The organism is Streptomyces sp. LS1784 (genome assembly GCF_020103755.1).
Lineage (GTDB): Bacteria > Actinomycetota > Actinomycetes > Streptomycetales > Streptomycetaceae > Kitasatospora.
Window position 1 is genome coordinate 1 of sequence record NZ_JAHSQD010000290.1, and the last position, 10364, is coordinate 10364.

A 10364-nucleotide genomic window follows, 5' to 3' on the forward strand; every position below is an offset into this window, starting at 1 on the left:
CGCACGCGTCGGGCTCGGCCGCCGGGTCGACCAGTTCGACCCCGAGCATCAGCCCCCGGCCGCGCACGTCGCCGATCACCGGCAGTTCGGCCGCGAGCTCGCGCAGCCGGGCCGCCATCCGCTCGCCGACGACGGCGGCCCGCTCGGCCAGTCCGTTGGCCGCGACGTGGCGCAGCGTCGCGGCCCCGGCGGCCATGGCGAGGGTGTTGCCGCGGAAGGTGCCGGTGTGGGCGCCGGGCCGCCAGCCGTCGTAGTCCTCGCGGTAGACGACGACGGCGAGCGGCAGGCTGCCGCCGATGGCCTTGGAGAGGACCATGGCGTCCGGGACGACGCCGCTGTGCTCGATCGCCCACATCGCGCCGGTGCGGCCGACTCCGGTCTGCACCTCGTCGACGATCAGCGGAATGCCGCGCTCGGCGGTGATCCGGCGCATCGCGCGCAGCCAGCCGTCGGGCGCGGGGACGACCCCGCCCTCGCCCTGGACGGCCTCCAGGATCATCGCGGCGGGCGCCACCACGCCGCCCGAGGGGTCGTCCAGCAGCCGCTCCACGTAGGTCGCGGCGAGGTCGGCGCCCGCCTCGCCGCCGACCCCGAACGGGCAGCGGTAGCCGTACGGGTAGGGCAGCCGGGCGACCTCGCCGCCGCTCGGCAGCGGCTCCTTGACGGCGACGTTGCCGGTGAGCGCGAGGGCACCGGCGGTCATGCCGTGGTACGCGCCGGTGAAGGCGAGCGCGCCGGAGCGGCCGGTGGCGGTCTGCATCAGCTTGAGCGCGGCCTCGACGGCGTCCGTCCCGGCCGGTCCGCAGAAGTGCACCCGCGCGCGGGCGGCGAACTCCGCCGGCAGGCTCTCGAACAGCGCGCTGGTGAAGTCGTCCTTCTCGGCGGTGGCGAGGTCGAGCAGGTGCAGCGGGGCGCCGCTGTCGAGGGTGCGGCGGATCGCCTCCAGCACCACCGGGTGGTTGTGGCCGAGGGCGAGTGTTCCGGCGCCGGAGAGGCAGTCCAGGTAGCGCCGTCCGTCGGCGCCCTCGACGGTCATGCCGTTGGCGCGGACCGGGACGATCGGGAAGGAGCGGGCGTACGTTCTGGCGGCGGACTCGCGGACGCGCTGACGGCGCAGGATGGCTTCACCGGCGGCCGGGGCTGCGGAGGCGGCCTGGGCGGATACGGCAGCGAGCGACACGAGGGACCCCCAGAGGAAGTTAGGTAAGCCTAACTTTACTGACCTTGACCTGGCGGAATGTCCTCGGGGCCCCGAAACCACCCGAGCGAGTGAACCTCCCCCGGTTCCCCAAACGAGCACCGCGCGGAAAGGTCACGGCGTGGGACCCCGAAACCCCGTCGGCCGCCGGCCCCGGCCCCACCGACGTCAGCCCCGCCCCCGCCACCGGTAGCAGAGCTCCGGCCGCCCGACACTCCCGTACTGCGGCTCCCGCACCGCGCACCCGGTCTCCACCAGGTGCTCCAGGTAGCGCCGCGCGGTGATCCGCGAGACCCCGGCGGCGGCGCCCGCGGCCGCCGCCGACAGCCCGGTGGCCGCCTCGCGCAGCACCGAGGCGACGGCGTCCAGGGTGGGCGCGCACAGCCCCTTGGGCAGAGTGGTGCGCTCCGGCGTGCGGAGCAGGGCGAGCGCCTGGTCGACCTCCTCCTGCCCGGTCGCCTCGCCGGTGCGCCCGAGGCTGTCCCGGTAGCGGGCGTAGCGGTCCAGGCGGTCGTGCAGGGCGGCCGCGCTGAACGGTTTCAGCAGGTACTGCACGACGCCCGCGGAGACCGCCTGCCGGACCATGGCGAGGTCGCGGGCCGAGGTCACCGCGATGACGTCGGCGCCGTGGCCGGTCGCGCGCAACGTGCGGCAGAGCTGGAGCCCGTGGCCGTCCGGCAGGTAGAGGTCCAGCAGGATGAGGTCGACGGGCGTCCCGGCGGCGCGGGCCCGGTCCAGGAAGCGCAGCGCGTCGGCACAGCTGTGGACCGTCCCCGCGGCGTGGAAGCCGGGCTCCCGCCGGACGTACAGGGTGTGCGCGGCGGCGGCCACCGGGTCGTCCTCGACCACCAGGACGGAGATCCCCGTCGCGGCGGCGGTGTCGGCGGCGCTGCTCACACCAGGGCCCCTTCCTGCTCCCGGCCAGTGGTCTCCCGCGGCTCGCCGGTGGACTCCCCCGCCCCGCCGGCGGGCCCTGCCGTCTGTCCGCCCAGCGGCAGCCGCACGGTGAGCACCGCGCCGCGCTCCCGTCCGACCTCGACGGTGCCGCCGTTGCGCCGGGCGGTCTGGGCGACCAGCGCCAGCCCGAGCCCGTGACCGTGACCGTCCTGCTTCGTGCTCCAGCCTCGCCGGAACACGTCGTCGACCGCGCCCGGGGCGATCCCCGGACCGGTGTCGGCGACCCGCAGCAGCAGGCAGTCACCGTCCGCTCCCGCACCATCGCCGCCGCAGTCCCGACCGCCGCAGTCCCGGCGGCCGGCGATCCGCGCCGTGACGGTGACCTCCGGCGGGACGGTGCTCCCGGCCGCACCGGCGATGGCGGCGTCCACGGCGTTGTCGATCAGGTTGCCGAGCACGGTGATCAGGTCCCGCGCGGAGAGCCCGGGCGGCAGCACCCCGTCGTCGATCCGGCTGTCCTCGGTGAGGGTCAACTCCACGCCCCGTTCGGCGGCTTGGGCCGCCTTGCCGAGCAGCAGCGCGGCCAGCACCGGCTCACTCACCGCCGCGACCACCCGGTCGGTGAGCTGCTGGGCGAGTTCGAGCTCGGCCGTGGCGAACTCCACCGCCTGCTCGTGTCGGCCGAGTTCGATCAGCGAGACCACCGCGTGCAAGCGGTTGGCGGCCTCGTGCGCCTGCGCTCCGAGCGCCTCGGTGAAGCCGCGTACGGAGTCCAACTCGCCGCTGAGCGCCTGGAGTTCGGTGTGGTCCCGGAGGGTGACCACCCTGCCGAGACCGTTTCCGGTGCCGATGGTGGAGGTGTTCAGCACCACGACCCGCTCGGCGGTCAGGTGCACCTCGTCCCGGACCGGCTCCTCCCTCAGCACGGCCGCCACCAGCGCCTCCGGCAGACCCAGCCCCGCCACCGGGCGGCCGTCCAGGTCGCCTGCCAGACCGAGCAGTTCACGGGCGGCGTCGTTGCACAGCACCACCCGGTGCGAGCGGTCCAGCAGGACCAGCCCCTCGCGCACCGCGTGCAGGGTGGCCTGGTGGTACTCGTAGAGGTGGCTCAGCTCGTCCGGCCCCATTCCGTGGGTGTGCCGCCGCAGCCGGGAGTTGGCGAGGTAGGTGCCGACGCCGCCGACCGCGAGCGCGGCCACCGCCACCCCGACCAGGGCGAGCAGCGGACCGCTCAGCTGCGCGGAGATCGACTCCACCGTGAGGCCCGCGCTGACCAGCGCGACCACCCGGTGCCGGTCGTCCCACACCGGGGTGACCACCCGCACCGACGGGCCGAGCGTGCCGGTGTACGTCTCGCTGCGGGTCTGCCCGGCGAGCGCCCAGTCGATGTGCCCGAGGTAGGTCCGGCCGATCTGATCGGGCAGCGGGTGGGTCCAGCGCACGCCGTCGGTGTCCATGACGGTGATGAAGGAGACCCCGGTGTCGGCCCGCACCTGCTCGACGTACGGCTGGAGCACCGCGGTCGGGTCCGGCCCGGCGACCGCGGCCCGGACGGACGGCGAGTCCGCGACGGCGTGCGCGACCGCGGTGACCTGGCGACGGGCGGCATCCTCGGTGCGGTCGGCGGCGAAGAGGTACGCGAGCACCGCGCCGCCGGCGACCACGGCGGCGACGATCACCACCTGGACCACGAACAGCTGCCCGGCCAGGCTCCGGACGAGGCGCCGGGGGAGGCATCTGACCAGGCCTCGGGGCAGGCGGTGGGGCAGGCCTCGGGGCAACCGCCGGGGCCCGCGGCCCGTCGGCCGGCGCGAGCGGCGGCGCGGGGCGGTGGGGGCGGTGTGCTGGGACATGCCTGCCAGTGTGCACCACGCTCCCGGACGGCCCCAGAGCCCGTCCGGCCCGCATCGTTCGCGGGCCCGCCTCCCGGACCACCCGCACCGTTCATGAACTCTATGAACGCAAACGTGACCTGTGTCACCTCTGGGCCCATAGTCGGAGCGGCCCATCCCCCGGGGCCGCCAGGACTGCACGGCAAGGGAGCCGCAGATGTCGATCGCTGGAGCCGCCACGGCGGCGGGACCCAGACCCAAGGACAGGACCCACTACCTCTACATCGCGGTGATCGCCGCGGTGATCGCGGGTGTGGTGGTCGGTCTGGCCGCTCCCGGTTTCGCCGTGGAGCTGAAGCCGGTCGGCACGGGCTTCGTCAACCTGATCAAGATGATGATCAGCCCGGTGATCTTCTGCACCATCGTCCTGGGCATCGGCTCGGTGACCAAGGCCGCGAAGGTCGGCAAGGTCGGCGGCCTCGCCATCGGCTACTTCCTCGCCATGTCGACCGTCGCGCTGGCCATCGGCATGGTCGTCGGCAACCTCCTGGAGCCCGGCGGCGGCCTCCACCTGACCGCCGCGCTCGCCAAGTCCGGCCACGCCCAGGCGGCCGCCGGCGGCGCCCAGTCGACCACCGACTTCCTGCTCGGGATGATCCCCGAGACCCTGCTCTCCGCCCTCACCCAGGGCAAGGTGCTCCAGACCCTGCTGGTCGCCCTGCTCATCGGCTTCGCACTCCAGGCGATGGGCCAGGCCGGCGCGCCGGTGCTGCGCGGGATCGAGCACGTGCAGCGGCTGGTCTTCCGGGTCATGTCGATGATCATGTGGGTCGCGCCGATCGGCGCCTTCGGGGCGATGGCGGCCGTGGTCGGGGCCACCGGCACCGCCGCGCTGAAGAGCCTGGCCGTCATCATGATCGGCTTCTACGTCACCTGCGTGCTGTTCGTCGTCGTGGTGCTGGGCACGCTGCTGCGCCTGGTTGCCGGGGTCAACGTGTTCGCGCTGCTGAAGTACCTCGGCCGCGAGTTCCTGCTGATCCTCTCCACCTCCTCGTCCGAGAGCGCACTGCCCCGACTGATCGCCAAGATGGAACACCTGGGCGTCAGCCGCCCGGTCGTCGGCATCACCGTGCCGACCGGCTACAGCTTCAACCTCGACGGCACCGCCATCTACCTGACCATGGCCTCGATCTTCATCTCCGAGGCGATGGACAAGCCGATGTCGCTCGGCGAGCAGCTCTCGCTGCTGGTGTTCATGGTGATCGCGAGCAAGGGCGCGGCCGGGGTCACCGGCGCCGGACTGGCCACTCTCGCGGGCGGGCTCCAGTCACACAAGCCCGCTCTGGTGGACGGCGTCGGTCTGATCGTCGGCATCGACCGCTTCATGTCGGAGGCCCGCGCGCTCACCAACTTCGCGGGCAACGCCGTCGCGACCGTGCTGATCGGACACTGGACCGGCGAACTCGACGCCGCGCGTGCCCGGCGGGTGCTGGCCGGCGAGCTGCCGTTCGACGAGCTGACGCTGGTCGACGCCCACGGCGGGCCCGCCGGACCCGCCTCCGCGTCGGACGACTCCACAGCCTCCGCCCCCGAGGCCGTCCCCGCCCAGGGCGTCGCCCCCGCCGGCGTCTGAGCCCGGCAGCGGCCCTCGCACTCCCCCGGTCCGGCGCCTCCTATCCAACCCCCGGAAAGGCGCCGGACCGGGGGTCTTCGTCTTCCCGTCCGGTCGGGCTCTTCCACGCGACCGGCGTTCCGGGCCCGACCGGGCTCCGGGCCCGTCACAGCTCCTGGGAGCCACTGACCACCCAGGCCACCCCGCTCGCCGGATCCTCCAGCGCGACGTGCAGGTGGTGCAGCCCGGCCGAAGGCTCCTGCCAGGTGAAACAGCGCATGCGGGCCACCAGCGCATTCACCGCGCCCCGGTCCACCCTGCCCGTCCCGTCCGGACCGTCCGGACCGTCCGCCCCGGCCATCGCGGCCATCGCGGCCAGGGCCCGCCACATCCCCAGCCGCCCGTGCGCACAGCCCTGCGTCCGCCCCACGGAGGCGGCCCGCACCAGCGCCGGGTAGGCGAGCGCGAACGGCAGATGGCCGCCGACCACCCGCCGGTCGCGGGCCATCAGGGCGGCCGCCGCCGGGGCCTGGCCGCGGACGCAGGCCGTCTCCGCCCACGGCGCGAGCGCGCCCAGTCCGGCCAGTGCCCGGGTGACCCGCGGCCCGTCCGGCCGCCCACCCGACCGCCCCGCCGGGGGAAGTTCCACCTCGCCCAGGCCCTCCCGGCTGGCCGGCAGGGTCAGCAGTGCGCTGCGCGCGCCCCCGCCGGGCAGGTACTCGCGCACCCGGGCCGCCTCGTCCCAGCCCGCCGCCTCCCACGGCTCCAAGCGCAGCGGCACGCCCTCCGGATCGGACTCGGCCTGGTGCGAGAGGTCCTCGCCGAGCAGCGCCCGGGTGTGCGCGACCAGCCGTCGCACCCCGGCCGGGCCGAGCAGCGGGGCCAGCCGCAACCAGGAGTGCCGGGTCGCCAGCACCTCCCAGAGCGGGCCGGCGTCGTGGTCGGCCACCCCGGCAGCCGTTCCCGCACCGCCGTCCCGGTCGAAGAGCCGGACGGCCAGCTCGGGCGGCGCCGCGTAGGCGATCAGGTGGCCGAGCGGCGCCGTCAGCGCGGCCGCGGTCTCCTCCCCCGCCTCCGCCACGGCCGCCGCCCGGCCCTGCCGGTAGGCGGTGAGCAGCTCGGGCCAGCGGCCGTCGTCGGCCAGTGCGCGCAGGCGGCCGTCCTCGTGCGTGATCACGATTCGCAGGGTACGGGCCGAGGTGGCGCATCAGCTGACTTGCTGTCAGTTCGGTGCGTCGGGCAGCGACCCCTTCCACCGCCGCACCCTCAGCTCCGCCCGCGCTCGCGCTCCCGTTCACGCCCCGCCTGCCGCTCCCATTCGCGCTCCCGCTGGAGGACGGCGCGCAGCCGGCCGTGGGCGCGACGCCGGGTGACGGCCAGCGTGCTGCGGTGCAGCCCGAGCAGCTCGGCGGCCTCGTCGACGCTGTAGCCGTCGAGGTCCACCAGGACCACCGCACGGGCCTGCTTGACGGTGAGGAAGTCCAGCAGCCGGAGCACCTCCCAGCGCGCCTGCAACTCGCCCATCCCGCCGGACCGGGGATCGGGCGCCGCCTGGCCCCGCTCGCCGGCGTCGCCCGCCTCCGGCACCTCGGGCATCGACACCTGCCGGCGCTCCCGGCGCCACTGGTCGCGCAGGATGTTCACCATCGTGGTGAACGCGTAGGCGTAAGGCTGCGGGTGGCCGAGGAAGCGCTCCGGCCGGCGGGCGATCCGGAGGTACGCGTCATGGACGACGTCCCCGGCACCGACCGGACCGCCGGCGAGGGAGACTGCCGCCTGGTGGAGCCTGGGCAGCAGATCGATGAACACCCGGTTGAATTCGGCCGATTGACCGCCGCTCCCGTTCGGACCGAAGCCCTTTTCCCGTCCGCCGCCCGCATTCCGACCGCTGCAGTCCGCCATGCCGCTCTCCCCGGAAATCGGCACCCCGAGCACCTGGTCCGGCCTGGCCGCAGGGGACGCGGGCCAACCGGATGACCTGTGACACAGGTCACATCATAGTTCGTCGTCTCACCGTGCGCAGCCATTCGTATGCAATACGTCACCAGTCGTACGGGAGACGGGACTTGACCTCCGCGCGGACACCCCGGAGGTCGGGACACTCCACCGACGAGAAACCCTCAGCAAGGAGAACCGCAGTGCGAGGTTGCATCGCCAGGAAGATCGCCACGCTCGGACTGGCCACCGTGGCCGCCCTGAGCGCGCTCGGGACCACCGCCCAGCCGGCCGCCGCGGCGGCGACGATCCAGGATCAGACCGTCACCCCCGGAACCGCCGCGGCCTCGAACACCATCGCGGCCGAGGCCTACCGCTGCGCCATCACCGCCAACTACGGCTGGCACTGGGAGGGCTACTGCTACGTCTACTCCGGGCAACTGCGCACCATCACCTACTGCGCCGACGGCTCGCACACCACCGGCCTGTGGATCGGCGCGCGACCGCAGGCCTGGTCGGTCTGGGGCAAGTGCCCCGGATCCACCTGGACGAAGATCGTGTTCCAGTGGCGCAGCTGAGCCACTGACCGAGCCGCAGGTGCACCCCCCGACCGAACCCCCGACGCACCCAGCCGCCGACCGGGGCGGGTGACGAGTAACAGGCAGTAGACGGCAGCCGACGATCGACGACTGACAGATGACAGCTGACAGATTTCGAAATCTGTCAGCTGTCATCTGTCAGTCGCACGCTGTCCGCCCGTCGGCCTCCCGGCGCCACCTCAGCCCACCGGCGAGGCGTCCGCGAGCAGCCGGGCGGCGTGCACCCTGCCCGCGTGCTCGACCAGGTTGACCAGCACCTCCTTGCCCGAGGCCCGGCGACGCGCGTCGCACAGCAGCACGGGCGTGCCGGCGTCCAGATCCAGCGCGCGGGCGACCTCCTCCGGGCCGAACTCCCGCGTCCCGGCGAAACGATTCACCGCTACCACGAACGGAATGCCCCGGTGCTCGAAGAAGTCGACGGCCGGGAAGCAGTCGGTCAGCCGGCGGGTGTCGGCGAGCACCACCGCGCCGAGCGCCCCCTGGGCCAGCTCGTCCCAGAGGAACCAGAACCGGTCCTGCCCCGGGGTGCCGAACAGGTAGACCGCCAGTCCCTCGCGGATGGTGATCCGGCCGAAGTCCATCGCCACCGTGGTGGTGGTCTTCCGCTCCACTCCGTCCAGGTCGTCCACCTCGCGTCCGGCCTCGGTCAGCCTCTCCTCGGTGCGCAGCGGGCGGATCTCGCTGACCGCGCCGACCAGCGTCGTCTTGCCGACACCGAAGCCGCCCGCCACCAGGATCTTGAGCGCGAGCACGGTGTCTTCGGGGTCCTCGGCGTCGAACGGATCCGGCCCGCCGCACGGATCGGACGGGCCGGAGGGATCGGGCGGTTCGGACAGCCCGGCCGGTACGGACGGGTGGTCAGAGTGCACGAAGTCCACGGATGACCTCCTGGAGGATGCGCTCGTCGGGGAGCAGGGCGGGCGGGACGGGACGGCGGACCCGGATGAGCCCGGCCGCCAGCAGGTCACCGAGCAGCACCCGCACGACGCCCACCGGCAGGTCGAGGTCGGCGGCCAGCTCGGCCACGGACAACGCGGTGCCCCGGCACAGCGCGAGGATGCGCGCCTGTTCCGGGCCGACCGGCGGCTCGGGCGCGTCCGGCACGAGTGCCGGGTCGGGCAGCTCGGTGAGCACCACGGCGATCAGGTCGAACTGCCGCTCCCCGCCCCCGGTGCGCCCCCGGGTCATCGCGTACGGACGGACCAGCGGCCCGGCCTCGTCGTCGTACCAGCGGGCCCGGTGGGCGGCGGCGAGCGGGTTGCGGGGGCGCCCGTCGGGTTCGGCCCTCGGGTGCTCCGGATGTCGCCCCCGGTACGGGCGGGGCACCGGACTCACCGGCCGCCCACCGCCCGCGGCGGGGTGCCCAAGTGCTCCCCGACCCGGCGGACCAGTCTGGCCATCTCGTAGGCGATCAGGCCGAGGTCGGCCCGGGCGGTGGCGAACACGGCGAGGCAGGTGCCCTCCCCGGCCGCCGCGACCAGCAGGTAGCCACCCTCCAACTCGACCATGGTCTGGCGGACTTCACCCGCGTCGAAGTGCCGGCCTGCGCCTTTGGCGAGGCTGTGGAAGCCGGAGGCGACGGCCGCCAGATGCTCTCCGTCCTCGCGTGCCAGGCCGGCCGAGGTGCCCACGGCCAGGCCGTCGGCGGAGAGCATCACGGCGAAGCGGAGCTCGGGGGCGCGCTGGACCAGCTCGTCGAGGAGCCAGTTCATCTCCCCCGCGCGGTGGGTGGTGGCGATCACGGACGCTCTCCTTCAAATCGGGACGAGGGTTGGGGTTGGCGCGCCCGCGGCGGCTGCGGGGGGTCGGCGGGTTGTCCGTCCCGCCGGCCCTCCGGGTACAGGCCGCGTGCCCATCCACTCTGGAAGGCGGACATCGCCGCCCGCGCCTCCTCGGGGCTGCGGCCCGCGGCGCCGAATCCGTCGCCGGACCCGAGCTCAGCGGAGCCGGAACCAGAGCCGGAAGCGGAGGCGGCGGCAGCCGTACGACGGCTGTGCGCGGTCGGACGGGCCGGGGCCTCACGCAGCTGGGGCACGAGGCTCGCCTGACGGGTCCGGCGCGGCAACTCCTCGGGGCCCGGGTCGGCGCGGTGACCGTCCGATCGGTGACCGTCCGGCCCCGGCCCGGGCATCGGCTCCGAACGGGGTTCCGTACGGTACGGCACCGCGCCGTACGGCTGCGGCGGTCCGGACTGCGGACGGGCGGCCGCACCCGCGCCCCCGTCCGCAGCCGGACCGGCCACCCGGGCGCCGGAGGCCCGGAACGGGGTGCGGCGCACCGGCCCGGGGTCA

Annotated in this window: 10 protein-coding genes; 2 read left to right on the forward strand and 8 right to left on the reverse strand. The window is 74.3% G+C overall.

What is annotated here, in order from left to right; translation table 11 throughout:
• The 3 genes from KS423_RS27505 to KS423_RS27515 form a co-directional block, all read right to left on the reverse strand.
• Positions 1 to 1180, reverse strand: a 1180-nt coding sequence (locus tag KS423_RS27505; protein ID WP_308020254.1) for a diaminobutyrate--2-oxoglutarate transaminase family protein, incomplete at its 3' end; no start/stop codon positions are given.
• A 186-nt stretch (positions 1181 to 1366) separates the two neighbouring features.
• Positions 1367 to 2095, reverse strand: coding sequence for a response regulator (locus KS423_RS27510; RefSeq protein ID WP_224282468.1), 729 nt, complete (start codon positions 2093 to 2095; stop codon positions 1367 to 1369).
• A complete protein-coding gene (locus tag KS423_RS27515; RefSeq protein ID WP_224282469.1) occupies positions 2092 to 3948 on the reverse strand; it encodes an ATP-binding protein in 1857 nt (618 codons plus the stop codon). The genes KS423_RS27510 and KS423_RS27515 overlap by 4 nt, the downstream gene beginning before the upstream one ends.
• A gap of 196 nt (positions 3949 to 4144) precedes the next feature.
• On the opposite strand from KS423_RS27515, the gene KS423_RS27520 reads away from it, so the two are divergent.
• The gene (locus KS423_RS27520; protein ID WP_224282470.1) at positions 4145 to 5560 is read left to right on the forward strand and encodes a cation:dicarboxylate symporter family transporter; all 1416 of its coding nucleotides are present in this window, start codon (positions 4145 to 4147) and stop codon (positions 5558 to 5560) included.
• Between the two features lie 145 nt (positions 5561 to 5705).
• Here KS423_RS27520 and KS423_RS27525 read toward each other — a convergent pair whose 3' ends face one another.
• Together KS423_RS27525 and KS423_RS27530 are read right to left on the reverse strand one after the other, a co-directional pair.
• The gene (locus tag KS423_RS27525) at positions 5706 to 6716 is read right to left on the reverse strand and encodes a hypothetical protein (RefSeq protein WP_224282471.1); all 1011 of its coding nucleotides are present in this window, start codon (positions 6714 to 6716) and stop codon (positions 5706 to 5708) included.
• A gap of 89 nt (positions 6717 to 6805) precedes the next feature.
• Positions 6806 to 7348 (reverse strand): RNA polymerase sigma factor, encoded by a 543-nt coding sequence (locus KS423_RS27530; RefSeq protein ID WP_224282472.1) that lies wholly within the window; start codon positions 7346 to 7348, stop codon positions 6806 to 6808.
• Between the two features lie 329 nt (positions 7349 to 7677).
• Between KS423_RS27530 and KS423_RS27535 the strand changes: the two genes are divergently transcribed.
• Entirely contained in the window at positions 7678 to 8052 is a 375-nt protein-coding gene (locus KS423_RS27535; RefSeq protein ID WP_224282473.1) for a hypothetical protein, read from the forward strand.
• A 200-nt stretch (positions 8053 to 8252) separates the two neighbouring features.
• Here the strand turns inward: KS423_RS27535 and KS423_RS27540 are convergent, their stop codons facing one another.
• The 3 genes from KS423_RS27540 to KS423_RS27550 form a co-directional block, all read right to left on the reverse strand.
• Complete coding sequence (locus tag KS423_RS27540; RefSeq protein WP_224282476.1) at positions 8253 to 8825, reverse strand: ATP/GTP-binding protein; 573 nt, start codon at positions 8823 to 8825, stop codon at positions 8253 to 8255.
• A 106-nt stretch (positions 8826 to 8931) separates the two neighbouring features.
• Positions 8932 to 9261: a DUF742 domain-containing protein gene (locus KS423_RS27545; RefSeq protein WP_263455298.1), complete on the reverse strand. Its 330-nt coding sequence runs from the start codon at positions 9259 to 9261 to the stop codon at positions 8932 to 8934.
• Positions 9262 to 9404: 143 nt separating this feature from the next.
• On the reverse strand, positions 9405 to 9785 hold the full coding sequence (locus KS423_RS27550; protein WP_224282477.1) for a roadblock/LC7 domain-containing protein: 381 nt from the start codon (positions 9783 to 9785) through the stop codon (positions 9405 to 9407).
• Positions 9786 to 10364 lie beyond the last annotated feature (579 nt).

Excerpts from the sequence above, each read along its gene's own strand:
- KS423_RS27545 (WP_263455298.1), bottom strand. The coding sequence starts at position 9,261 with ATGACCCGGGGGCGCACCGGGGGCGGGGAGCGGCAGTTCGACCTGATC.
- KS423_RS27550 (WP_224282477.1), bottom strand. The coding sequence starts at position 9,785 with ATGAACTGGCTCCTCGACGAGCTGGTCCAGCGCGCCCCCGAGCTCCGC.
- KS423_RS27520 (WP_224282470.1), top strand. The coding sequence starts at position 4,145 with ATGTCGATCGCTGGAGCCGCCACGGCGGCGGGACCCAGACCCAAGGAC.
- KS423_RS27515 (WP_224282469.1), bottom strand. The coding sequence starts at position 3,948 with ATGTCCCAGCACACCGCCCCCACCGCCCCGCGCCGCCGCTCGCGCCGG.